The sequence below is a fragment of the Nonomuraea sp. B12E4 genome (genome assembly GCF_039871825.1).
In the GTDB taxonomy this organism is placed as follows: Bacteria; Actinomycetota; Actinomycetes; order Streptosporangiales; family Streptosporangiaceae; genus Nonomuraea.
In genome coordinates, this window is record NZ_JBDPME010000028.1 from 61,348 (window position 1) to 86,083 (window position 24,736).

19 protein-coding genes are annotated in these 24,736 nt (G+C 68.9%); 6 read left to right on the top strand and 13 right to left on the bottom strand.

Features of this window, described 5'->3' with window-relative positions; all coding sequences use genetic code 11:
* Positions 1–65 precede the first annotated feature (65 nt).
* On the top strand, positions 66–908 hold the full coding sequence (locus ABGB18_RS40020; protein WP_347700889.1) for a LysR family transcriptional regulator: 843 nt from the start codon (positions 66–68) through the stop codon (positions 906–908).
* Positions 909–961: 53 nt separating this feature from the next.
* Here the strand turns inward: ABGB18_RS40020 and ABGB18_RS40025 are convergent, their stop codons facing one another.
* Positions 962–1,102, bottom strand: a complete 141-nt coding sequence (locus tag ABGB18_RS40025) for a hypothetical protein (RefSeq protein WP_347700890.1) — start codon at positions 1,100–1,102, stop codon at positions 962–964.
* A gap of 48 nt (positions 1,103–1,150) precedes the next feature.
* Positions 1,151–2,758, bottom strand: a complete 1,608-nt coding sequence (dacB, locus tag ABGB18_RS40030) for a D-alanyl-D-alanine carboxypeptidase/D-alanyl-D-alanine-endopeptidase (RefSeq protein ID WP_347700891.1) — start codon at positions 2,756–2,758, stop codon at positions 1,151–1,153.
* A gap of 172 nt (positions 2,759–2,930) precedes the next feature.
* Between dacB and ABGB18_RS40035 the strand changes: the two genes are divergently transcribed.
* Positions 2,931–3,677 carry a nucleotidyltransferase domain-containing protein gene (locus ABGB18_RS40035; RefSeq protein WP_347700892.1) on the top strand — a complete coding sequence of 249 codons (747 nt, stop codon included), beginning with the start codon at positions 2,931–2,933 and terminating at the stop codon, positions 3,675–3,677.
* 173 nt (positions 3,678–3,850) lie between these two features.
* Here the strand turns inward: ABGB18_RS40035 and ABGB18_RS40040 are convergent, their stop codons facing one another.
* The 3 genes from ABGB18_RS40040 to ABGB18_RS40050 form a co-directional block, all read right to left on the bottom strand.
* Positions 3,851–4,309: an N-acetyltransferase gene (locus ABGB18_RS40040; protein WP_347700893.1), complete on the bottom strand. Its 459-nt coding sequence runs from the start codon at positions 4,307–4,309 to the stop codon at positions 3,851–3,853.
* Between the two features lie 177 nt (positions 4,310–4,486).
* Positions 4,487–6,877, bottom strand: a complete 2,391-nt coding sequence (locus ABGB18_RS40045) for a hypothetical protein (RefSeq protein ID WP_347700894.1) — start codon at positions 6,875–6,877, stop codon at positions 4,487–4,489.
* 267 nt (positions 6,878–7,144) lie between these two features.
* The gene (locus ABGB18_RS40050; RefSeq protein WP_347700895.1) at positions 7,145–7,747 is read right to left on the bottom strand and encodes a hypothetical protein; all 603 of its coding nucleotides are present in this window, start codon (positions 7,745–7,747) and stop codon (positions 7,145–7,147) included.
* Between the two features lie 9 nt (positions 7,748–7,756).
* Between ABGB18_RS40050 and ABGB18_RS40055 the strand changes: the two genes are divergently transcribed.
* Positions 7,757–8,980, top strand: a complete 1,224-nt coding sequence (locus ABGB18_RS40055) for an ABC transporter substrate-binding protein (protein ID WP_347700896.1) — start codon at positions 7,757–7,759, stop codon at positions 8,978–8,980.
* A gap of 50 nt (positions 8,981–9,030) precedes the next feature.
* Here ABGB18_RS40055 and ABGB18_RS40060 read toward each other — a convergent pair whose 3' ends face one another.
* The 4 genes from ABGB18_RS40060 to ABGB18_RS40075 all read right to left on the bottom strand — a co-directional run bounded on the left by ABGB18_RS40060 (position 9,031) and on the right by ABGB18_RS40075 (position 13,310).
* On the bottom strand, positions 9,031–9,705 hold the full coding sequence (locus ABGB18_RS40060) for an ABC transporter ATP-binding protein (RefSeq protein WP_347700926.1): 675 nt from the start codon (positions 9,703–9,705) through the stop codon (positions 9,031–9,033).
* A gap of 73 nt (positions 9,706–9,778) precedes the next feature.
* Positions 9,779–11,509 carry an ATP-binding cassette domain-containing protein gene (locus ABGB18_RS40065; protein ID WP_347700897.1) on the bottom strand — a complete coding sequence of 577 codons (1,731 nt, stop codon included), beginning with the start codon at positions 11,507–11,509 and terminating at the stop codon, positions 9,779–9,781.
* Entirely contained in the window at positions 11,506–12,462 is a 957-nt protein-coding gene (locus ABGB18_RS40070) for a branched-chain amino acid ABC transporter permease (RefSeq protein ID WP_347700898.1), read from the bottom strand. The genes ABGB18_RS40065 and ABGB18_RS40070 overlap by 4 nt, the downstream gene beginning before the upstream one ends.
* A 443-nt stretch (positions 12,463–12,905) precedes the next feature.
* A complete protein-coding gene (locus ABGB18_RS40075; RefSeq protein WP_347700899.1) occupies positions 12,906–13,310 on the bottom strand; it encodes a RidA family protein in 405 nt (134 codons plus the stop codon).
* A gap of 100 nt (positions 13,311–13,410) precedes the next feature.
* On the opposite strand from ABGB18_RS40075, the gene ABGB18_RS40080 reads away from it, so the two are divergent.
* The 3 genes from ABGB18_RS40080 to ABGB18_RS40090 all read left to right on the top strand — a co-directional run bounded on the left by ABGB18_RS40080 (position 13,411) and on the right by ABGB18_RS40090 (position 15,818).
* Entirely contained in the window at positions 13,411–13,791 is a 381-nt protein-coding gene (locus ABGB18_RS40080) for a helix-turn-helix domain-containing protein (protein WP_347700900.1), read from the top strand.
* A gap of 192 nt (positions 13,792–13,983) precedes the next feature.
* Entirely contained in the window at positions 13,984–15,021 is a 1,038-nt protein-coding gene (locus tag ABGB18_RS40085) for an alcohol dehydrogenase catalytic domain-containing protein (RefSeq protein WP_347700901.1), read from the top strand.
* Between the two features lie 314 nt (positions 15,022–15,335).
* On the top strand, positions 15,336–15,818 hold the full coding sequence (locus ABGB18_RS40090; RefSeq protein ID WP_347700902.1) for a MarR family transcriptional regulator: 483 nt from the start codon (positions 15,336–15,338) through the stop codon (positions 15,816–15,818).
* A gap of 355 nt (positions 15,819–16,173) precedes the next feature.
* Here the strand turns inward: ABGB18_RS40090 and ABGB18_RS40095 are convergent, their stop codons facing one another.
* The 4 genes from ABGB18_RS40095 to ABGB18_RS40110 form a co-directional block, all read right to left on the bottom strand.
* The gene (locus ABGB18_RS40095) at positions 16,174–19,239 is read right to left on the bottom strand and encodes a S8 family serine peptidase (RefSeq protein ID WP_347700903.1); all 3,066 of its coding nucleotides are present in this window, start codon (positions 19,237–19,239) and stop codon (positions 16,174–16,176) included.
* 237 nt (positions 19,240–19,476) lie between these two features.
* Positions 19,477–19,842 carry a hypothetical protein gene (locus tag ABGB18_RS40100; protein WP_347700904.1) on the bottom strand — a complete coding sequence of 122 codons (366 nt, stop codon included), beginning with the start codon at positions 19,840–19,842 and terminating at the stop codon, positions 19,477–19,479.
* Between the two features lie 112 nt (positions 19,843–19,954).
* The gene (locus ABGB18_RS40105; protein ID WP_347700905.1) at positions 19,955–23,437 is read right to left on the bottom strand and encodes a ThuA domain-containing protein; all 3,483 of its coding nucleotides are present in this window, start codon (positions 23,435–23,437) and stop codon (positions 19,955–19,957) included.
* Between the two features lie 445 nt (positions 23,438–23,882).
* Entirely contained in the window at positions 23,883–24,716 is an 834-nt protein-coding gene (locus tag ABGB18_RS40110) for a sugar phosphate isomerase/epimerase family protein (RefSeq protein WP_347700906.1), read from the bottom strand.
* Positions 24,717–24,736: the final 20 nt, after the last annotated feature.

Consider the following 24,736-nt stretch of genomic DNA (forward strand, 5'->3'; position numbering starts at 1 on the left):
ACGCTAGGTCACCCGTCATGCCATAGGAAGTCGTTAATTCGTTGGAACAGGCATAATGAATGCTTATGGCACGTGATCTCGAGACCGCGCTGCTGCGGTCGTTCGTCACCACTGTGCGAGTGGGCAGCATCAGCCGTGCGGCGACGGCGCTCGGCCGCACCCAGCCCGCGCTCAGCCAACAGTTGCGCAAGCTCGAACGGGCCGTCGGCAGTCCGCTGCTGCACCGGGCGCCGTCCGGCGTCTCGCCGACCAGGGTGGGCGAGGAACTGCTGCCGTACGCCGAGCGCATTCTCGCGCTGTCGGCCCAGGCACTCGCCGAAACAGGACGTGCGCTCACCGGGCATTGCGGGGTGGGACTTCACGAAGATCTCGCCGCTTCCCGCCTTCCCCAGGCACTCGCCGACCTCGCGCGGCTGCACCCCGACGCGACGCTGGAGGTGCTCAGCCTTTCCAGCGCGGCGATGCGGGAGGCGTACGACACGGGCCGTGTCCAACTCGTGCTCGACGAGGTCAAGGATCTTCCGTGGCCGCCGCGCTGGACGGTGCGTCTCCCGCTGGCCTGGGCGATCGGGCAGGGCGTCGCCACCGATGCCGATCCGCTGCCGGTGGTGCTGTTCTCGAACGCGTGCTCCTGGCGAACATCGGTGCTGGAAACGATGGAGGGCTCAGGGCGCCGCTGGCGGGTGGCGTTCGAAAGCAACAGTCTCGCCGGAGTGCTCGCCGCGCTACGGGCCGGGCTCGGGGTCGCGGCGCTCCTGCCCGCCAACCTCGAGCCGGCCATGGCCTGCCACGACGCGGCCGTGTTGCCGACGCTGCCGGACGTCGAACTCGGCCTTGCCCGCCACCCCGGCACCGAGGGTGATGCGCTCATCGACGCTGTGGAGACCGCCCTGCGGCGGATGATCTGAGCCGCACGCCTGCGCGGCATCCGGCTTCCCGCTGTGCCCCCACGGGTCGGGCTTCAGCGCCGCGGCAGCGCCAGCACGCTCAGCCCGAACTTCAGGACGCCCAGAGGGAGATGGACCGACGGTATGTGCGCGATGCCGAGCGCGACCTGGACCGAGGCGAGGGCAAGGAAGCCGGACGCCTGCCAGACAGCCAAGCCCGGCGGGGCTGCCCGCGGGTGTCGCTCACCCCGCGAGCAGCCCTCTCAGCGGGGGGCGAAGCTCTCGTAGGCGGCCGCCGCGATCTCGCCCAGCGCCTGGCCCGCCGCATCGGCCGACGCGGACCCGCCCCCGGGGGCCGACGACAGGTGCATGAAGGTCCCGAACGTCAACACCTGGCCGTCGGGCAACTCCACGAATCCGGCCAGCCCCTTGCTGATTCCCACCGCGGTGTCGGACATCATGATTCCCGTCCCGGTCTTGGCGAAGACGTGTCCTGCGGCCGGCGAGTCCGGCTGCACGTGGGCCAGCGAGCCGTCTCTGCCCAGGATGGGCAGGGTCAGACGGTACGTGCGGTAGTACGGCTTGCGCGACATGTGCGCCAGGAACCGGGTGAAGAACTCCGGCGTGTACCTGTGCTCCGAGGCGCCCGGCGGCGTTCCGTCCAGCCCAGCCTCCTCGAACAGCCTGCTCTGCAGTTTCAGCCCGGCCGCCCTGGGGTTCTCGGCGTCGCCGCCCGCGATCGCGCCGATGAGGTAGGGCCACATGCCGGTGTGGATGTTCGAGCTGACCTTGAGCATCACCTTCAGCTCCTCCGGCAGCGGTGGTGACACGTGCTCGGCCAGCATGCGCTTGCGCGTGTAGTGGGACGACAGTTCCGCGAAGTCCGGGGTTGCCGTCGAACCGGCCTCGGCCCGCACCCCTTCGTCCCGTAGCGCCTCGGTGAACAGCATCGCGGCGAACCGTGCGGGCTGCGGGGCGTAGCAGGCGCGGAACAGGCTCTTGACACCCAGCGGTACGTCACCGGTGATCGTCACGTGGTGCGTCCCATCCGGGGCGTCGGCCGCGCCGGTGAACGTGAGCGGCCGCGCACCGGCCGCGACCGTGGTGACGTCGTTGACGACCCGGATGTACGCGTTCTGCGGGGAGATGTCCAGTACGGCCGGCTCCCCGGCGGCGCCGCCCGGCCTCACCGTGATGTCGACCAGGTTGTCGTTGACCATGATGGGCGACATCGTGGCGTTCATGCCGTTGGCCAGGGACTCTCTGCCCTCGCGGAACAGCGAGATGTCCACCAGGACCCGGCCCTCGACCTGGCGCACCCCATGGGCGGCGACCTGGCGGGCGAGCCTGCGTATCTCCACCAGGGGGTCGCCCGGCAGCGGGCCCGCTCCCTCGTTCCGATCGTAGGAGTGGTCCGGTGTGGGCAGCTCCAGCGAGCCGTCCCGCCGTACCCGTCCGGACAGCAGCAGGTCGCCACCCGCGACCAGCACCAGATCGCCCTTCAGCACCCCCTTGACCAGCGGCCCGGTCCGGTAGACCCGCGTGCGGAAGCGGTGGTCGGGGCCGAGCGTCTCGAACGCGGTGCCCGCGGGGAAGACCTTGAACGACGAGCCGGGATTGAAGAGCTCGGATGCGTTCAAGGAGTAAACCGCCCTGCCGGTGCCGGGGGAGTAGAACTCCATCCCCCAGCGGGCACCGGCGAACTCCGGTCTGCCCATGATCTCCTTGACCCTGCCCTCCAGTTCGCCGGCGCGCGGTGATGCGGCGCGGGCGGCGCTGGGGACACCCATCATCATGGGGGCGGCCCCCAGCAGCCCGAGTACGGACCTGCGGGACCATCCCGGCGCGGGACTCGGTTGGGGTCGAGTCATGATGCGTTGGCCTCCTTCACAACCGGACGTGGCTGGAACCCGATCCAACGCCGCGCCATGTTTCCCCGGCGTTTCCCACGTTTCCGGCGGCCGTTCACAGGGGCCCACTGACCGCGCGGCCCGATCAGGAAAGGGTGGAGAATTTCCTGATCGGTGTGCGAAGGGAGAGCTTGTGAAACTGCCCGGGTGGCTGGCGGAGATCCCCGGCGAGCAGCCGTACCCTCTGGTGTTCGCGACGGTGAGCGGGGCGCACCTGTACGGGTTCCCCTCGGTGGACTCGGACGTGGACCTGCGCGGGGTGCACGTGCTGCCGGTCGAGGAGGTCGCGGGGCTGCGGCACGGGCCCGAGACACTGTCGCGGATGTGGACGCGCGACGGCGTGGAGGTGGACCTCGTCACGCATGACGCCGCCAAGTTCTGCCGGTTGCTGCTCGGCCGCAACGGCTACGTCCTGGAGCAGTTGCTGTCTCCGCTGGTGGTGGCGTCCTCGGCGGTGCACGAGGAGCTGGCCGCGCTGGCGCCCGGATGCCTGACGCGGCATCACGCCCACCACTACCTGGGGTTCGCCCGTACGCAGTGGCGGTTGTTCCAGAAGACCGGAGAGCTGAAGCCGCTGCTCTACACCTTCCGGGTGCTGGCCACGGGCACGCACCTCATGCGTACGGGGGAACTGCGGGCCGACCTGACCAGGCTGTACGCCTACGGGCCCGCGTACCTGCCCGAACTCGTCGCCGCGAAGCAGGCCGCCGAGCACGGCACGCTACCCGGCGGCCTGGCCTCGGGTGAGGACCTCGAAGGGGACGTGGAACGGATGACGCGGACGCTGGAGTCGGCCCGGGATTCCTCGTCCCTGCCCGAGCGGGCCACCGCCGAGGCGGCGCTGCACGACCTGGTGGTGCGCGCCCGGTCGCGTGGCTGAGGGCGGCGTCTCCGTGGGCACCTCGCGCTGCCAGAACCGGCGCCGCCAGGACAGGTGCGTGTTGACCAGGCCCCGGGACCACGCCCGCCGGCCGATTCGACGTTCATCGGGGTGGTGCGTCCGGTTGTGCGGCGGTTGTTGAAATGCGCCGCGTCCCGCCACGTGATGTGGTCTCAGCGCGGGTGATAGTTGAGCGTCTCGAAGGGCCAATGCGTGGACAGCCAGGCTGTCACGGCCTCATACAAGGGCACGTCCAGTTCGGCTCGGTCGGCCCGGACCCAGGAGGCCACGTCAGTGTCGTGGTCGTCGCTGCGGGAGGGATAGATGTAGACGCATCCGATCACCTCACCGCCGGCCGCTTCCAGGACGGTGTAGGTGAATCCGCGGCGCTGAGCGAAGTCGTTCGCGTGGCGCTGCAGGTCGGCGAGGTTCGCCTCCAGGGTCATGCCGCCCGCGGGAGGCCATTTTCCGTCCGGGAAGCCCGGGGTCGCGCGGATGTGCTCGATGCTGCTGGTCCAGGCGGCGTGGTCGGCGACGTTGTGCTGGGGTCCCAGGGGTTCCAGACGGAACTGTGGAGTGGCCAGGTGTGGGGGGACGGCGAAGTCGTCGGGGACGAGGGCACGGTCGTTCATGAGGGCGAGGCTATAAGGCCGAGCTCATGGGCCGCATCTGGATTGTTCCCGCCCCCCTGCGGACTGATTTCCACCTACGGACACCAGGACGCTTTCGGAAAATGACCTGGATGACCAAAACGGAGGAGGGCGGGCCCGTTGTGCGCCCGCCCTCCCCGACCGTCAGGGGGCGACTCGCTACGGCTGCGGAAGCGCGATCTTCCAGACGCTGCGGCCGAACGTCGCCGCGTAGAGCGTCTTGCCGTCACCGGTGATCTTGATGTCGAGCACCGGCGTGTTCGGCAGCCCGCCGCCCAACCGCTTCCAGTTCTTCTTGCCGTTCTTGTCGTAGAAGACGCCGAAGTCGGTCGCCGCGTAGAGCTGTCCGTTCGGCTGGTCGTAAGCGAGCATCTCGACCGGCGCGTTCGGCAGCTTTCCGCTGATGTTCTTCCAGTTCGCTCCGCCGTCGGTCGTCTCCCAGACGTTCGCCGCGTAGTCGCCCTCCCGGTAGCCCGAGTAGGCCACGTACACATGGTCGCCGTCGGCCGGGTCGACCACGATCGAGTTCACCCACCGGACGGGCAGGCCCTTGCCGGTGAACTCGGTCCAGTTGGCGCCGAGGTCGGTCGTCTTCCAGAGCCGGCCGGTGTCGGTGCCGACGTAGATCGTGTTGCCGTCGGTCTTCGAAACACCGATCGCGGTGATCGTGGAGTAGAGGCCGCCGTAGGAACCCTGGTCGTCCTGCTCCGGCGGCACCGGACCGGTCAAGTAGTCCCCGGGCGGGCTGATCTGCGTCCAGGTCGTGCCCCGGTCGGTTGACCGGTCGAGTACGTTGCCGCCGAAGTAGACGATCGAGGGGTCGTTCGGGTCGAGGACGACCGGGGCGTCCGTCGTGATCCGCGAGGAGTGCCGCTGTCCGAACCGGATGTTCCGGGTGGTGCCGTTCGCGTCCTCGTGCCGCGAGCAGTTTCCGACCTGGGAGCACTGGTAGTAGATGTTGTGGTCGCTCGGGTCGATCACCACGTAGTGGCCGTCACCGCCGCCGTAGGAGTTCCACTGCGTCAGGTCCGAGGGCCCGGCGGCGGCGGTCCAGGTACGGTTGCTGCCGTTGTCCTGCAGGCCGGTCGCGAGCCGGTTCGGGTCGTCCATGGCCACCGCGAGGTGGTACGACTGGTTGAACGGCTGGTACGTCCCGTGGATCCACGAGCGTGTGGCGCCGTTGGCGTCGGAGCGGTATACACCGCCGTCATTCCCGAGATAGACCCGGTCCGGGACGTTGGGGTCCCACTGAATGATGTGCTGGTCGGCGTGCGGTCCGCTGGAGGTGCCCCACGTCGCGCCGCCGTCGTTGGACTCGCGCAAATTCACATCGGCGTTGAACAGGTGGTTTTTGTCCTTCGGGTCGACCCACAGGCGGCCGAACCACCACTCGAAACCGCTTCCGCCCCCCGCACGACCGCCCGGAACGAACGAGTCGCCGCCGTCGTCCGAGACATAGAAGCCCTTGTCCGGGCCGTACGTGTTCCCGGAGATCACGTAGACCCGGTTCGGGTCGCTCGGCGCGACCGCGACTCCGATGCGGCCGAGGCTCGCGTCGCTCGTCAGGCCGGTGCCCGAGGCGTCCGAGACATGCGTGCCGGTCACGTTCTCCAGTCGCTTCCAGCTGTCCCCGCCGTCGTCGGACCGGTACAGGCCGGAGCCGACGCCGCCGTAGAGGCGTGCGCCGCTGTTGCGCTGGTGGTCCCACAGCGACGCGAAGATCCGCCTGGGGTTCGTCGGGTCGATCACCAGGTCGACGCCGCCGGTGGTGGAGTTCGGTGTCGGCAGGACCAGCTTCCAGTCCTTGCCGCGGTTCGTCAGCCGGTAGATGCCGCGCTCGCTCGCCGATCCGGACAGGTTCCCCGCTGCCGCGACGAAGACCGTCTCCGAGTCCGTGGGGTCGACGGCGATCCGGCCGATCGCCGCGCTGTCGGTGAGGCCCCACTGCTGCCAGTGCCTGCCACCGTCGGTCGACTTGTAGACGCCGTCGCCGAAGTAGGTCAGACCGCCACCGGACGGGTTCGCCTCGCCGGTGCCGGCCCACAGCGTGCCGTCGGGGCTCATCGCCAGCGCGCCCACCGTCTGCGTGTAGTCGCCCGGCCAGGCCATCTCGAAGGTGTCGCCGGCATCCGTGCTCTTCCAGACGCCGCCGCCCGATGCCGCGACGTATAACGTGTCAGGGTGGGCGGAGTCGACGGCCAGGTCGGTGACGCGGCCTCCGATGTTCGAGGGGCCGACGAGATCCCAGGTGCCGGCGCCGGGTTTGAGCGCCTTGGCCTGCTGGACCGCTTGCTTGATCTGCCCTTCCGTCACCTTCTTGCCGGAGGTGAACTTCTGCGTCAGGTATTCCGCCGGCTCAGCGGGACCACCGTCCTCCTCCTCGCCGGGCAACTGTAGAGAGGCGCTCATCTGGTTTCCCGCGGACCGGGTCGCCTGCCCCGAGTACGCGGGTCCCTGGAATGTCAAGGCCGACACGGCGAGCGCGAGTACGGCCGCCGTACCGATCGCGGGCAGGGCACGCCTCATCCGGCCCTTACGTCTCTTGACCATTCCGCCTCCCAATCACCTGCCCACTGGTGGACAACTGGGGTCAAAGGGTAAAGAGAGAGTAAGAAGTTGGTCAATGGACATTTGTCTAAACCGAGCTATTTGCGGGACGTTGCGGGCGCGATTTACGGGCCCACCCGATGCCGCACCGGGCATCGGCGCCGTACGGAAGCCGGCCCGCGCATCGTTTCCAGCGGCACGTACGCGTTTGGCGGAGCCCGTCAGGGGGCCATGCGACAAATGTAGGAAGCCACGGGCCGGCGTTCGTCTCTACGACAGCGTGTACTTGACCCGGACCTTTCCTTCACACAGCTGGATCACCTGGATGGCCACGTCGTGGGGCCCTGACAGGTGCGCTTCGGCCTCCGAGCCCGCTTCCTGGTCCTTACGCTCGATCTTGTACCCGGCCTTGGCGAGCACGTCCGCGGCCTCGTCCCGGACACCTTCGAGGTCGGTGGGATCCGCGTCCTTCGCGAGGAAGAACAGCTCGGTCTTGCCGAAGGGCCCCTTGGACAGGTAGAGCTGCCCGCCAGGCAGCACCGGCATGTCCGCGGGCGGCTTCCGCTCCGGTGTGCCGGTCAGGTCGCCGGCCTCCGAGCAGGGGATGCCGTTGCCCTTCGGCTCAGGGCTCGCCGCCGCCGAAGTCGCACTCGCGGGGTTTTCCTGAGCAACGCCGTTCGAAGTCTCGCCGCAACCGGCGAGCGACACGGCAGCGACGGCGACGCTCGCCGCAGCGATCAGTCGTGTGATGTTCATGAAAATGATTCCTCGGGAAGCTGAGATAAGGTCCTGCTCATGATCGGGCAGGAATCCCTCAAAACGGGCAGACGCGCCCGTGGGCGGCGACGCTACCAGGTTTGCCGGAGTGGCCACAGACCACGGATGGTGCCGATGTGGCTCGCCGCGCTCACCATCCTGATCTCGGCTTGCTCAGGCGGCGGGTCGCAGGGGGAGGCCACCGACGACCTGCTGGTGGCGGTCAGCGCGCCGATGTCCACAGAGCCGTGGATCGGCGCTTTCATCGAACGAGGGGCGCGGCTCGCGATCGACGAGCTCAACGCGCACGGAGGGGTCACCACCTCGTCCGGATCGCGCCGGGTCAGGCTGACCGTGCTCGACAACGCCGGGTCGCCGGCCAAGGCCGCGGCGAACGCCCGCAAGGCGGTCGACGAGCACGCGGCCGTTCTGCTCACTGACGGGACCGGCGCGGCTTCCGTCGCACCGATCACCGACCCGGCGCACTTGCCGGTCTTCATCTGCTTCGAAGGCGGCGACGCGCTGATCGACCCGGCCCGCCGGCCGAGCCTTTTCCGCATGGCGCCGGCCAACAAGCCGATGGCGCGCCGGCTCGCCGACTACATCGCGAACAGCCGCCCCAAGGTCGGCGTGATCAGTGACGGTTCGACGTACGGAGAACAGGGCCGGGAGGCGCTGCTACAGGCCTTCAAGATCGACGAGGTGGAGGTGGTGGCGGATCAGAAGGTGCCGGCACGCTCTCCCGAGCTGACGACGCAGGTGCTGGCCGCCCGGCAGGCGGGTGCCGACAGACTCGTTGTGTGGGCGAGTGCGAGCGACGTGATCGCGGCCATCCAGGCCGTCCGCGCGCTGGGCTGGAAGGTGCCCGTCTACACGGGGCCCACCGGTGAGGACCCGCTGGTCCGCCGGCGCCTCGCCGAGCATCCGGAATGGCTCGACCAGGTCACCTTCGTCTCATTCCGGATGACCAGTGAGGTCGGGCCTGGGCCGTTCGAGCAGTTCCGCGCCGGGTACGAGGCGAAGATGGGCGTCGATCTGGTCGGCGTCCGCCAGGACGGCAAGCAGGTCGTGCAGCCGCCGGACTGGGCGATGTTCTCCTACGACGCGGTTCACCTGGTCGCCGCATCGCTCAGTGAGGGAGGCGCACCGGGCGAGCCGCTCATGGAGGCCCTGAACAAGGTCAGCATCACCGGCGCCAACGGCGACTATCGCGGCTACGCGGCCGACCAGCACGAGGGCGTGAACCCCAGCGACATGTACTTCGCCCGGTTCCACGGTTTCGTCTTCGAACCCGTTGGCGACGACCCGCTCTCCGACACCATCCCTTCCGTGAACCAGTTGCAGGACTGACGCCCGTCACCACGGGGACGCATATCGGCCGCCGGGGAAGCGGGAGCGGCTCACGTCAGGGGGTTGCCGTCGCCGAAGTACATCCGGCCGATCCGCGGGTCGGCCGCCACCGCCGCGGTGGACCCGCTGAGGATCACGTGACCTTCCTGCAGCACGACGAGCCGATCGGCGAGCCGCAAAGCCAGCTGAAGGTGTTGCTCGATGAGCAGAACCGTTGTGCCCGCGGCCCGGATGGCGGCGATGTCCTCGGCGAGCGCGGCGATCGACGCAGGTGCCAGACCAGCCGACGGTTCGTCGAGGACCAGCAGCGAGGGGTCCGACATGAGGCCGCGGCCGATGACGAGCATCTGCTGTTCTCCGCCGGACAGGCTGCCGGCGCGCTGCGCGCGCCGCTCCGACAGCGAGGGAAAGGTCCGGTAGACGCCCTCCCGGCGCTCGGCGACGACGTTCTTCCTGCGGCCGTCGAGATAGGCGCCGAGGGTCAAGTTCTCCTCGACGGTGAGACTGGGGAAGACACGTCTGCCGTCGGGCACGTGACTCAGCCCCGCCTGGACGATCCGCCGAGGGTCACACCGGGTGATGTCCCGGCCGTCGAACACAACCTCGCCCGAGCTCGGCCGATGCAGGCCCGACAGCACACGGGCGACGGTCGTCTTGCCCGCGCCGTTGCCGCCGAGCAACGCGACGATCTCGCCGCGCTCGACGTGGAAGGACACGTCGTCCATCACCGGTACGGCGCCGTGGCGGGCGCACAGTCCGCGAACGTCGAGCAGCGCCACGCGGTCTCCTCTCAGCATGTCAGGCGTGGGTGGACGACGGATCGGCATCACCGAGGTAGATCCGGCGTACCGCGGGATCGGCGGCCGTCGCCTCGGGGGTTCCGCTCGCCAGTACCCGGCCGCGATCCAGGACGGTGATCCTGTCGGCGACGCCGTACACCAGCGCCACGTCATGTTCGACCAGCAAGACGGCCACGCCGTCCGCCGCGAGGCGACGCAGGACGCGGGCCAGGGTGGCTCGTTCCGGCCCGGTCATGCCCACCGCCGGTTCGTCGAGCAGGAGCACGCGCGCCCTGGTCGCGACGGCCCGGGCCACCTGCAGGAGACGCTGTTCGCCGGCGCCGAGCGTCCCCGGGCGGTCGAACGCGCGCTGGGCGAGTTCCGTCACATGCAGCACCCTCCATGCCTCGCGGTCGGCGGTGGCCGCGTGATCGTGCATCGACGCACTTCCGAAAAGGTCCCGGACGGCGGCGAACGGCACCGGTGTTCCTCCACGCACACCGAGCAGCACCTGACGGTGAGGACAGAGCCGCTCCAGACCGACGGTGCGCTGGAACGTCCGGGTCACGCCTCTCCTGACCATTTCGAACTGGCCGGCCCCGGTGACGTCGGTCTCCTCCAGCGAAATCCGGCCGCCTTTGGGACGCAGAGCGCCTGCGAGGGCCCGTAAGGCCGTCGTCTTGCCACTGCCGTTGGGCCCGATGAGCGCGTGGACCTCTCCGGCTCGCACCTCCAGATTCACTCCCGTGAGGATGTCCGACTCCCCAATGCCGACATCCAGCCTCTGGGCGGTCAACGTCACCCCCGCCCGGGAAGTGGTGAGCGTGGCGAATTTCTCCGAATCCTCCACCGGTTCGCGCGGGCGCTCCGCCCGCTCGGGCCACCGGGCCGTCAGCCGTTCGATCGGCTTGCGCAGGAACGGAACGGCCACCAGCGTCAAGGCAGTGAGCACGCCACCTGATGCCTCGGCCGGCAGACCAACCGCGTCGGCGAGCACCTCGCCCAGCGGCGGAATCACGGCGATCACGAGCAGGCCGAGCACCGGCCCCCACAGTCGTGCCGTACCCCCGATCAGCGCCGCCACGAACAACTGGAGGGACAGCAGCGGCGAGACGTCGGATGGGGCCGCGACTCCGAGCAGCACGGTGATGCCCGCGCCGGACACCGCCGCGAAGGCCGCGGTCGTGGCGAGGAGGGCGGCCCTGCGGCGAAGCACCGGCACCCCGAGAGACGTGGCCAGCGCGGGAGCCTCGCGAAGGGCCGCCCAGTCCAGGCCGGCCGGTCCGCGGGTCAGCCGGGCCACGGCGGTCAGTGACAGCAGGCACAGCGTTCCCGCCACGGCGACGTGCACCGGCGGGGTGAGCGTGACTGTCACGCCGAAGAGCGCTGAGTCCAGGCGGGCCGGTGTCGGGCGGACCAGCCCCTGGCTCCCACCGGACACCGCGGGAAACGCATGGAGCAGCGCGTACACGAGCCAGGCGAACGCCCATGTCGACAACGCGACCGCCGCGCCGCGCAGGCGAGCCGTGAGCAGGCCGACAAGGTAACCGGCGCACGCCGCGATCGCGGCGGCGGCGAACACGGCCGCCGCGAGCGGCAATCCGGCGCGTTCCAGATGCACGACACCGAAACCGCCCACGGCCAGGAACGCGCCTTGGCACAGGACGGGTTGACCTCCGTACGAGACCGACAACGCAAGCCCCAGCACCGCGATCAACAGGTACAGATGGTGTGCCAGCTCGACCGTCATTCCGGATCCTCACGCAGCGTCGATCGCAGGCCCCGCCGTCCGAGGGCGAGCACGATCAGCAGGATGGCCAGCGGTATCACGTCGGCGTACTGGGGGCCGAGGACGCTCGATGCGACCACGAACGACTCGATCACGCCGAGCGCCAGACCTCCGGCCAGCGCGCCCCGCACCGATCCCAGGCCACCCACCAGCGCGGCAGCCATCGCCTTGAGGCCGAGGACGACGCCGTCGTCGACACTGAGCGAACGGTCTGGAGAGATCAGAAGCCCTGCCAGGCCCGCCAGCGCGCCGGCCACCACGAAGGCGGCGAACACCAGCCGCCGCACCGGGAGCCCGAGCAGCGCGGCCGCGGTGGGGTCCTCACTGACCGCCTTCATCGCCGTGCCGACCGGGGTGAGCACGAGCAGCCGCTCGACCAGGATTCCCACGGCCAACCCGATCCCTATGACCCCGAGAGTGCGCACCGCCACCGTCCCTCCCCCGGGCAGTTGCAGCGCCCCTGAAGGCGTCAGGCTGCCCAGGCGCAACGGATCCGGGACCGCATACGCGTCCTGCGTGAGCACCAGTCCGAGAACCTCCCGGATCAGCAGGCCGGCGGCCAGGCCACCCGCCACCCACCCCAAGACGTCCCCGCGGGCGGACCGGTGCCCGGCTCCTGGCAGGAAGGGCCGTACGGCGAGGAGGTAGACGCTCGCTGACAGTGCCGCTCCCGCGGCGACGACCAGCACCGCGAGCCCGACGGAGTGCATCACGTCCAGGGCCGCCGCCACCGGCGTGGACCCGAGCACCACCAGCACACCGATGAACACGCCGCCGACCACGAGATCGCCGTGCGCGAAGGAGACCACGCCGGTAAGCCGGAAGACGAGGCTGAACCCCATCGCGATCAGACCGTAGGCCGTACCCAGAGCCAACCCGCTCATGAACGCCTGCAGGGCCACCCCTCCGCTCACCGAGCGCCATCCTCAACGATCGGCAAGCCAGATGAGTGATAACGGGAGGGGTAGACGCACCCTTCGTCAGCCTTTTGGGTGGTGTCGAAGCCGATCGGCTCCACGCCGCGCCGGGCGGCCGAGGTCCAGGCCTTCACTGAGGGGCAGGAGTCGCGGGCACACGGCTGGTAGATCCCGAACACCCAGACTCCCTGGAGGTCATTGCGTACGGGATCGTCCCGTTGCGCGGCGATTATGCCACCAATGGCCAGGATCCTGCCGGGCAAGCCGGGGGGCGGCATGGACAGCCGAGGGATGGTCCTTTATCGAGATTCGGCGTCCGAGCCGGGCGTGGGTGGATTATTTGCGGCATTACGGGATGCGTGACCTCCCCGAGCAGCCTCCCCGCTGACGCGCACCAGACTGGTCGCCTGACCGGCCGGTGAGTCTGAGCGTGGCCGTCTTCAATCGATGATCGCGGTGACCTCGGCCTCGATGAGGATGCCGGGCTCGAAGAGGATGTCGACCCCGATCAGCGCGGCCGGCGGCGTGGCGAGGTCGAACTCGCGGGCCGCCTGTTCTACGCCCGCGTTGAAGGCGTCGTACATCTCTCGCTTCCAGCCCGCGGCGTACCAGGTGAAGCGGACGACGTCGTGGAACGTCGCCCCTGCCGCGTCGAGCGCTTTGGCGACATTGCGGTAGACCTGGGCGACTTGTCCGGCGAGGTCGCCCGGTGCTACGAGTTGGCCGTTCTCGTCCCAGGCGACCTGTCCCGCGATGTGGACCTGCCGGCTCCCCGTCGCCACCGCGACGTGGTGGTAGAGCGGGACTCGGACGTGTCTTTCCGGGTTGATGAGGGAAACGGTCATGAGATCTCCTTCTTCACGTGCTCACTTGTGGTTACTCGGAAACCATAGGAGAGTGTTGACCGACGTGGAAGAACGCACTTTTCAGTGACTGGGGAACTCGATGGTGACCAAGCAGTTCAACGGCTCAGCCGACGAAGCGGACCTGAGGCGCGCGGACTCCCTGGCGCGGGAGATCTTCTCGGACGTCGCCAACAAGTGGGCCTTGCTGATCATCGAGGCCCTCGGTGACCGCACTCTCCGCTTCAGCGAACTGCGGGACGAGGTCGAGGGCATCAGCCACAAGATGCTCACCCAGAACCTGCGCATGCTGGAGCGCAATGGCCTGGCCGAGCGGAAGGTGTACCCCACCGTGCCGCCGCGGGTCGAGTACACGCTCACCCAGCCGGGCCTGGCCCTGCGGAGGACGGTGGATCTGATCTGCGATTGGACCCACGAATACTTCGGGCACATCGAGACCGCCCGCCACCGCTTCGGCCCCTGACGGCGACTATGTGGTGACGTGTCGTGATTTGCGGGGTGAAAGTAGGGCGGCCGCCGGAAGGTGGCCCTGTGGGTACCTGCCCGTTCAGGGTCTACTCGGAGCGGATTTCCAGGGCCAGGGAGTGGTGTGCTGGACATGGGTCCGCTGGGACCGATTTTCTCCACCCTCTACTTCCTCCGGAAGGGGTCCATCATGTCCAGGGAAACTCTCTCCACGACCTTTCGCGCCGCCCAGGTCACCGAGGCCGGCGGCCGGTTCGGTGTGGTCGAGCGCGAGCTGCCCGAGCCGCGGCCGGGTCAGGTCCGCCTGACGGTCGAGGCATGTGGCGTGTGTCGTTCGGACGCGGCGTTCGTCAACGCCGCCTTTCCCGATGTGCGGTTCCCGCTGGTGACCGGTCATGAGATCGCCGGGCGCATCGACGCGGTCGGTGACGGTGTCGACGGCTGGGAGGCCGGCGACCGGGTGGCCGTCGGCTGGTTCGGTGGCCACTGCGGCACCTGTCCGGCCTGCCGTGAAGGCGACTTCATCCACTGCGCGCGTCTCCAGGTTCCCGGCTGGGCCTATCCGGGAGGTTATGCCGAGGCCGTGGTCGTCCCCGCGTCCGCGCTGGCTCGTATCCCTGATGAGATCACCGCCGTGGAGGCCGCGCCGATGGGCTGCGCCGGGGTGAGCACGTTCAACGCGTTGCGGCGCAGCGCGGCCCGGCCGGGTGACCTCGTCGCCGTGCTCGGCCTGGGCGGGCTGGGTCACCTGGGTGTGCAGTTCGCCGCCAGGCTCGGCTTCGAGACCGTCTGCGTCGCGCGGGGCGCCGGCAAGGCCGAGGCGGCCAAGAACTTCGGCGCCCACCACTACCTCGACGCCACCGCCGGTGACGTGGCCGGCCAGTTGCAGGCGCTGGGCGGGGCGAAGGTCGTGCTGGCCACCGCGGCGAGCTCCGATGCCATGAGCGCCGCCATCGACGGGCTGCGTCGCAACGGCGAGCTCGTCGTGCTGGGTGCCACGCCGGAGCCTATCCAGGTCAGCCCGTTCCAGCTCATCACGACGAGCAGGACCGTGCACGGCCACCCGTCCGGCACCGCGCGTGATGTCGAGGAGACCCTGCGTTTCGCCGCGCTGACCGGCGTGCGGGCCATGACCGAGACCCGCCCTCTGGACGAGGTCGAGGCGGCCTACGACCGCATGCTGTCCGGTGACGCCCGCTACCGCATGGTCCTCACCACCGGCAGGTGACCGTCATGCCGGCACTGGGCCGGTTGCGGCGGGCGATGGACGACCAGGAAGCTGATCTGATGCGGGGCACGGTTGACGTCGCTCCAGGGCGTCCAAGGATCACACGGCGTGGGCCGCCGGCCTGGCGTCCGCTTAGGCTCTTCCTGACCCTGTCCCCCGCCGGCATGCGTGGGCTACGCGACCCCGATGAGCCTGACCGGGAGATGCATCCCCAGAAACCTGCCTGCCTACGCAAGCAACTGCTCCAGTGGCCGGCGTGCGCAGGCAGATACTTCGGTTGGTCCATGAGACGTCCTGCCGCTACCGTGCTGCTCATGGCGACCGACAAGCTGCGAGAGCTTGAGGACCAGGCATGGCGGGGATTTCTGGTCACCCACGATCGGATCTGGCGCGAGATCGAGTTCGGGCTCGCTCCGCTGAACGTGAGCATGGCTGAATACAGCGTGATGGCGCTGCTGGGCGAGGCCGGCCGCAAGGGCATGCGGATGTCGGAGCTCGCTCACCAGCGCCTGATGTCCAGCGGCGGGTTCACCCGGCTCGCCGACCGGCTCGAGCGCCGCCGACTGATCGAGAGGCGACGCTCGCCCGGCGACGGCCGCGGCTTCGAGGCCGTCCTGACCAAGGACGGCAGGGCGCTCCTGCGCAAGGCGTGGCGCCAGCAGCACAGCGACCTGCGCAGGCTCTTCTTCGACCGGCTCGACGACGAGCAGCTCCACAGCCTCGCCGACGTCTGGGCACGGCTCGACCCGGAAAGGGACGGGCGGAACGAACCCGCGCGACACGGCGGTTGTTCGTGACTCCGGGTCCGTCGCGATATCCGGCAGTCTGAGACGCACCGGCAGTGCTCCCTTCGTCGATTACCCCCCTTCTTGGTCAGAACTGGCGAAAGCGTTATGAAGCCCGGCAGACGGGACCGGCATCGCTGTGATGGAGGCATTGAAGCAGCTCGGCCGTAGTACGAAGGGGTGTTCCTCCCCGCGGGCCCTCCGCCCACCACGACGACATCGAACATTCCGTGTGCATTCCTTCATCGATCTTCGGCAGGTGGGCCGGGGCTTTGACGCTCGCCGGCTCCGGCCTGTGACCGCACGTGAGGTTGCCCAGCGGTGGGCGCCCGCCCCGGTTGGCCCGGAAAAGGGCGCCCACATCGGGTTAATGCTGTACGGCGGGGAGCTTTCCGAAGCCGACCTGGTCGGCCTCCTGGTCGCCGCTACCGTTGTCCAGGGTGACGACGAGCCAGCCCTTGGCCGGCGTGGCCGCCAGCTTCGCCTGGTCGACGGTGAGCGGGATGGAGGCGGAGGCGCGCGGCGCGAGCGGCACGTACGCCCCCGTGGAGATCGCCGGGGCGAAGGCGTCGAATGCCGCCGACTCGGTCTCGTCCGTGAGTCCCTCGGGAACCTGCGAGAAACCGGTCGCCGTGTAGGTGAAGCGTGCGGCGCCCTCCGTCAGGCCCAGCTCGGAGGCGAGAACGGGCATCAGCAGGGTGCCGCCGTTCATCGGGGCCGTGGCGACCCATGCGTTCACCAGGGATCCGTCGGCCTTGAAGACGAACGTGGCGAACCGCCCGTCGAAGTCTCCCGCGGTGACCAGACCGTAGTCCACGCCGACCAGGACATAGTCGGGTGTCCCGTCATTGTCGGAGTCGATCGAGATGTCGTACTCGTTGACCGAGGCGTTGGACCAGCGGCCGGAGGTGTTGACCGCGAAGACCAGCGCACGGTCGGTGTCGGCGCCGCCGAGTGCCGATCCGGGGAGTGTCTGCACCCCGGCGGCGCGGATGTCCATCGAGTCCTCGGCGCCCTCGACGTCGTCGGCGTCGGTGATGCCCCAGGCGTAGACGTCCGCGGTGCCGGAGTGGGCACCGTCGTTGCGGACACTGACCGATGTCTTGAGTCCGCCGTCGCCCGCCGTGTACTTGCCCGGCTGGGACGAGTGCACCTTGGACTGGGCGTCGGGGACGAGCAGGAACGGGATCCGCAGCGGATAGACGCCCTCGGCGGCCTTCCGAGGCGTGGCGCTGACCGCACCCTGGATGTGGGTGACCGTACCGAAGTTGGAGGTCTCGGCGGCGGGCAGGGCGGCCACGGCCTGGGCGCTGAGCGTCAGGGTGACCTGGACGGTGCGGCTGCTCCGCTGGGGCACGGTCACGCTCTTGGGCGAGACCGAGACCTTGGCGCCGTAGGACTCGCCGGTGAACGCGGCGGCGAGGCTGTAGGTGACCGGAAGGTCGCCGGTGTTGCGGATGGCGAAGTTCTCGATCTGCACGTATTTGCCGGTCAGCGAGTTCAGGCCGAACGACAGGCTGCTCCCATTCTCCGTCTCACCGATCACGGTGGCGCCGACCGCCTGCCGGGTGGCCACGACGCCCGAGCCGGCGACCCTGGCGGTGTAGCCCGCGATCTTGGACGTGGCGTCGGCGGTGCTGACGATCGCGGCCTTGATCTGGGCGGGATGCCAGCTCGGGTGAGCCTGTTTCACGAGCGCGGCCACACCGGCGACCATCGGCGAGGCCATCGAGGTGCCCGAGATGGTCGCGGCGCCGGAACCCGTGCCCACTCCGGTCGAGACGACGGCGACGCCGGGCGCGGTCACGTCCGGCTTCAGCGCGCTGTCGCCGTTGGCCGGGCCGCCGGAGGAGAACGAGGCGAGCTGGGCATAGGCGGGGTTGGGGATGGCCAGCGCCGCGAGCGTGGTGCTCTTGCCGTCCAGCGACTCGGCGGCCGCCGCGTCGCCGCCCTTGAACCCGAGGAACGGGATGGTCACCGTGTACTGCTCACCGGTGTCCGGGTCGGCGGTGATCTGCCCTTCCAGCGGCGGGTAGGCCGGGTCGGTGTTGATCATCGCCACCGCCGCGGCGCCGGCCTGCTGACCGAGGATGGCTCGCTTGACTCGGCCGCAGTCGCCACGCAGGGTGATCACGAGCTTGCCGGCCACGCCGCCGGGGTAGGCCGCGTAGTCGGCCGGGGCGCAGCCCAGCGATACGGGGCCGGATGGATAGCTCGTGCGGAGCACCGCGATCGGCAGGGTTCCGGAGGGCAGTGACGCCTCGTTGGAGTTCTGCGCGACGAGCTCGGTGCCGTCCGCGGCGATCTTCACGGCGGGCAGGTCGGCACGCGCGGCGTCGAGCGCGGCCACCGAGATGGCCGTGGGGGCGACAGCGGGAGCCCCGGTCAGGTAGGCGTTCTGTCCGGAGTTGCCGGCGGAGGCGACCACGGTCACGCCCGCGCGGGTCAGCGTCCGCACCGCCTGCGAGGAGGGCTCGTCGACACGGCCGAAGGGTGAGCCGAGCGACATGTTGACCACGTCGGCACCGTCCTTCAGGGCCCTTTCCATGGCCGAGACGATGACGTCTTCGCTGGCCGAACCCTCACAGCCGAAGACGCGGTAGGCCATCAGCGAGGCCTTCGGCGCCACGCCCGGCCCCACCTTGAAGGCATTGGTGTGAGTGGTGGAGTCGTACGGGCCGGTGTAGGTCTTGCCGTTGGCGTCCACCCCGAAGCCGGCGGAGCTGCCCGCCACGTGGGAACCGTGGCCGTCGCAGTCGAGCGGGTCGGGGTCGGGCTTGGGCACCGAGGTGGGGTCGTTGGCGTCGTAGTCGTCACCCACGAGGTCGTAACCGCCGACCACCTTGGCGGTCGGGAAGGTACCCGGCTCGATCGCGGTGCCGTCGTTGCCCTCGAAGTCGGCGGGATCACCCGAGCCGCCGAAGTTGGCGTGCGTGTAGTCGATCCCGGTGTCGATGACCGCTACCTTGACGCCTGTGCCGGTCCTGCCGAGGTCCTGCCACGCCTGCGGGGCGCCGATGTAGGGGACGGCGGCGGTGTTGTCCACGCGGAACGTGCGCACCGGATGTACGGAGACGACTCCAGGAGTCCGCTGGATCGCCGGCAGGCTGCTGCGGGGGATGGCGGCGGCGATGCCGTTGAAGCTGTCGGTATAGGTGGTGAGAACCTTCCCGCCTTCCGCCTGCACCTTGTCCTCGACGCTCTGCTGTTTGCGGTGGAGGGTGGCACGTAAGGTCGTCCGGTCGACGGTCTTGCCGGCCTCGGCGGCATCGGCCGTGGCATCGCCGACGGGCGTGCCGGTGACCTGAATGAGGACCTTGAGCTGGTGGGCAGGATCAAGCGTGGCTGGTTTGAAGCCGGTGTAGGCGAACGCGCTGTCCAGATGCTGGAAGCGGTCGGGACGGGTGGGGTCCGCATTGGCCGTGGATGGCATCGCGGTCAGCGGAATCACAAGGCTCGCGGACGCGAACGCTGCGAGGAGCAGACGCCTCTTCACTGATCACCTCAGGTGGCACGTGGAATAGAGCTGATCAAAGAGTGAACTCGCCACAAAGGGATCATGTCTCCCTTTGGTAACAAGTGGAACACAAGGCATGTAAGGGTATGAGTCACCACGGTGGTCTCGCCTTACACGTTTTCGGATAACCGGAACGTGTGGCTCCGACGGAGATCACGAACCACGACGACCCTGGTCGACCTGGTGGTGGCCTGGTCGTTCGCCCGGCCGGCTCGGCGGCTCACCGCTCGGCGTGATCACCCGGACCGGGCTGCCGTACAGCTCCGACAGGACCGCCGAGGTCATGACCTGCTCGGGCGGCCCGATCCTGAAACGGCCTCCGGCCAGGGAGAGCACCCGGTCCACGTACTGCAGGATCGGGTTGATCTCGTGGGTGACGAACAGCACGCCGGTGTGCTGCCTGCGCCGCTGGTCCACCAGGGCGGTGACCGCGCGCTGGTGGCTGAGGTCCAGCGACAGCAGCCCCAGCGGCTGGTCGGCGTACGCGTCCGCGCCCACCACCGACAGCAGCTCGTCCACGCGCGGCCACGGACACGGCCTTGCCCCTTCGATCCACCGCGTCTCCCCAAGCAGGCGCTGGAGCCGGCCGCGGGGAGGCGGGCCGGCTCCAAGGTCGGGCGTCACATGCGGATCAGACGCGGGTCCACTTCTGGCTGTTCTGGCCGTTGCACGTCCAGATCTGCACCTTGGTGCCGTTAGCGGTGCCGGCGCCGGTGACGTTCAGGCACTTGTTCGCCCCGACGGCGGTGATGCTGCCGTCCGCGTTGAGGCGCCACTTCTGGTTGTTCTGGCCGTTGCAGTCCCAGATGATCACTGCGGTCCCGTCCGCCGTGCCGGCCCCGTTCACGTCCAGGCACTTGTTGCCGTAGATCCGCAGCTCCCCGGCGCTGGTCGAGGCCCACTGCTGGTTAGGCTGCCCGTTGCAGTCCCAGATCTGCACCTGCGTGCCGTTCGCCTGGGAGCCTCCGTTGAGGTCCAGGCACCGGTTCGACCCCACACCCCGCAGCGCGCTCGTGCCGCCGGTAGGCGGGCCATCACCCTGCCCGACGCCCCTGCCGTTGAAGGTGATGGAGTCCAGGTCGAACGAGTTCGCGGACGGCGCCTTGAACACGACGTGGACATTGCGGGTGCCACCGGGGTCGGTCACCCGCACCGCGGGCAACGACACGTAGGTGTTCCAGCCCCCGGTCGCCGGCACGGGGCTGGAGGCGATGAGGGGCCCGGTCGGCGAGTCGGCGTGCAGTTCGATGGACGCCCCGGTGCTCGACGGTGCCGAGACGCGGAAGGAGACCGTGTCGATCCCGGACAGGCTGATCGGGCTGAAGGAGACCCAGTCATTGTTGGAGACGTCGCCGATGCGCCTGCCGCCTTCGGCGCCGGACTCGTCGACGACGCGGATCCCGGACGAGCCGGTGAAGTGCTCGGCCTGCTTGTGCTTGGGCTGCAGGGTGATGCCGGCCGAGCCCTTCAGGCCGCCCTGGTCGGTGTAGTCGGCGGACAAGGCGTAGTAGACGTTGGAGGCCTCGTCGTGGCCGGAGGCTGTGGTCGTGACAGTGCCCGTGCAGCCGGTGTACTGGCCGGTGTCGTGGGCGTGCTGGTCATGGCCGAGCGCCGTGACCACGTTGACCCTGGTGCAGTCGACGGTGCCGTCCTCGGCGTCGGTGACGCTCACCGTGTAGGCCACCTGGTCGCCGAACTCGATGAAGCCGCCGTCAGGTGGCGCCGAGAAGGCCACCTTGGGCCGGGTGTTGCCGACCACGATGGGCAACGTGACGCTCCCCGTCTTCCCGCCGGCGTCCCGTACGGTGAGCTTGGCCGTGTGGGTGCCGTTTGCGTTGTAGGTGTGGGTGGGGTTGGCGCTGCTGGAGGTGCCGCCGTCGCCGAAGTCCCACGCGTAGGTGATCGCGTCGCCGTCGGGGTCGGAGGAGCCGGCCGAGGAGAACGCCACCGTCAGCGGCGCCGTGCCCGAGTCGGGGTTGGCGCTCGCCTTGGCCAGGGGCGCGCGGTTTCCGGCTACGTAGTCGACACGGTAGATGCTGTCATCGGTGTTCGCGTGGCCGAAGCCGTTGCCCCAGTCGGCCATGTACAGGGCGCCGTCTGGGCCGAACTTCATGTCGATCGGCGCATGCGGGGTCAGCTGCGCCACGAAGGGGTTGATCTTCAGGAGGTTGCCCGAGGAGTCCAGCCGCAACTCCTTGACGAAGTTGCGGCTCCACTCATAGAGGAACGGCGCGCCGTCGAAATACTCGGGGAACTTGCGGTCCGAGCTGCCGGCCGTGTCGTAGCGGTAGAACGGGCCGCCCATGGGGGCGGCGCCGCCACAGCAGTTGATCTCAGGGAACTCGGCCGAGGCGTGGTAGTTGTACCAGACGGTCGCGGGCTTGGCCGCGGGCAAGCTGCTCAGGCCGGTGTTGTTGGGCGAGTCGTTGACCGGTGCCGAGCAGTTGAACTTCGCGCCGGAGGTGTTGGTGGCGAAGTTGAAGTCGTTGAACGGGGTGTTGTTGCCGACGCAGTATGGCCATCCGTAGAAGCCCGGCTGCTTGATCAGGTTCCACTCGACGGTGCCCTCGGGACCACGGGTGGAGTTGGCGGCGCCCGCGTCGGGGCCGTAGTCACCCACTGAGATCCAGCCAGTCACCTTGTCGACCGAGAAGCGGAACGGGTTGCGGAAACCCATCGCGTAGATCTCCGGCCGTGTCTTGGCGGTGCCGGGCGCGAACAGGTTGCCGGACGGGATCGTGTAGGTACCGTCGGACTCGGGGTGGATGCGCAGGATCTTGCCGCGCAGGTCGTTGGTGTTGGCCGAGGAGCGCTGCGCGTCGAAATGCTCCCGGCCCGACCGCTCGTCGATCGGGGTGTACCCGCTGGAGCCATTGGGGTTGGTGTCGTCGCCCGGACCGATGTACAGGTTCCCGCTCGGCCCGAACGCCAGGTAGCCGCCGGTGTGGCCAGGCTCGTCGACGTTACGGTACGCCGGGACCTCGATGATCTTCTTCTCGCTCGCCAGGTCCAGGCTGGTGCCGTTGAAGGTGAACCTCGATACCCGGTTGACCTCACCGCCGTTGGACGGCGAATGGTTGACGTAGATCCAGCCGTTGGTGGCGAAGTTCGGATCCAGCGCCAGTCCGATGCCCCCGTCCTCGCCGCCGTCGTACACCGACAGGGTGCCGATGACGCGCGTGCCCCCGCCATTGGCGGGGATCATGTTCACCTTGCCGGAGCGCGAGATGTAGAAGACCCTGCCGTCGGCGGCCACGTCCAGTTCCATCGGCTGGTCGGGTGCGCCGTCGAGGGTCACCTTCTGGAACCGGGCCGCGACCGTGCCGCCGCAGTCACCCTGCGCCGCGCCCGCCGCCCACTGCACCGCACCCAGCAGGTGCTGTTTGAACTGCGGCTCGGAGTAGGAGGACGCCTGGTGGCCCATCGCGGTGGCCCACACCCGGCCGCCCTCCGGGTTGTGACACCAGGAGATCGGGTGGTCGGCGCCCATCTTGTTGGGCCCCGCGTCATAGGTGGTCTCGTCTGCGGTCACCAGGACGTGCACCGAGCCCCGCATGTTTTTGTCGAAGTTGTACCACTCCTCCGAGCGCACCCACCGCTCCGGCAGGCCCTTCGTGGAGGCGTGAACCCTGTCGGCCACCTTGGCGGTGCCCTGCAGGACCGCCGAATGCGCGGTCATGTGGGCGCCGGCCAGGACGACCTGGTCCCACCAGGGAAACTGCGTCTCGATGTTCATGTCGGTGGCGTTATGGATCGCGACGACGCCGCGGCCGCTGCGCACATAGGTCTGGAAGGCCTGACGCTGGGCGTCGTTGTCCCACACCATGCCGCTGGTCTGGAGCATGATCACCGCGTCGTAGGTGTTCAGGGCGGCGCTCGTGAAGACGGCGGAATCCTCGCTGTGGTCGACCTGGAAGTTGTTGTCGGTCGCCATCTGCTGGAACATCGCGACACCGGCGGGGATGGAGTCATGCCTGTAGGCGCCGCTCGCCGTCTCGGTGAACAGCAGCACCTTGAACTGCGGAGCGGCAGCGTGCGCCGCCAGTGGTGACAGAGACACCAGCAGCCCTAATAAGACTGCGGCCAGAGCGGGAAACAGGCGTGATCTTCGCATGGACGACCTCCCTGGGGTGTTACCGGCAACGGTGGAGTTGTTGGAGGATGACGATGAGAAGGCATGCGTCGTCTCGGCTCGTCCTCGGAGGAGGCCGTGCCGGGCTGGGTGCGGTTCGCCGGGCCGGGCTTGCGGCGGGGACACCACGGACGTTGGCCAGCGAGGTGGGGCCGGGGCCTGACCATGTAAACAGGTATCGATTCGATTCGATTTCGGAATGAAAATAGGTCTGCTCAATACAGCCTGTCAAGCATTCTTATCCATCAGAGGCCATCCTTGCTCTTCTGCGGGGCGAAGGGCCCTGGCGTCCTTATCGTGGAACAACAGGTGAAAGCAGGTGTCGATGAGGCGGCACTCGCCTTACACCACCCTTAGCCTGACAATGGTTGGCCGCATACTCGGAAATGCCGGAGGGCAGATGAGTATGAAACGTTCAGGGCGCGTATCAGAAGGTGCGTAGGTAGGCGAGGCCGTCCGCGGCCAGCGCGTCCTGGCTTTCCGCCAGGGGCCGCCAGATGGAGGCCGCGGTGGCGATGGTCTGGTTGTGCGCGGTGAAGGATTCGATGACGAGCGGTCCTTGATAGCCGACGTCGTGCAGGGCTTGGGTGAAGCCGGGCCAGTCGAAGCGGTCGGCCCCCGGCGTGCCGCGATCGGTGCCGCACACCTGCACGTGCGCGATCCGATCCGCCGCGACCCGCACCGCCTCGGCGGAGTCCTTCTCCTCGATGTTCATGTGATAGACGTCGAGTGCCAGGTGGCAGTCCTCGGGCAGCGCGTCGAGCGCCTGCTCGACGGTGTTGACGAGGCTGGTCTCATACCGGTTGAGCGGCTCGACCGCGAGCTTCACCCCGCGCTCGGCCGCGTAGTCCAGGACGGGACGCAGATGCTCGCGCAACTCGGCGTAGGCCCCCCGGCGCTCGTCCGGTGAGAGCCGCCACGTTCGGCCGACCGAGGCGTACGCCGGCCCCCCGATCACCGGGGAGCCGACGGTCACCGCCACGTCGACGCAGTGCCGCAGATAGTCCTGGGTGCCGCGGACGGTTTCCGGAGAGGCGGCCACGAGCTCGCGCCCCGGCGGCATGACCAGCACCACGGACGCGGCCAGCCCCTGCTCGGCCAGCACCGCCGCGGCCTTGTCCGGGTCCCAGTCGCCGGGTTGCTCGATGGGCAGCTCGATGACGTCGAAACCCCACTGGGCGATGCGGGGTGCGAGCCGCGCCAGGTCATTGTCGGTCAGCGGGGAGACCCAGACCCAGGTGTTCACTCCGATGGAGAACATGGCGTCTCTCTTCGTCGGTT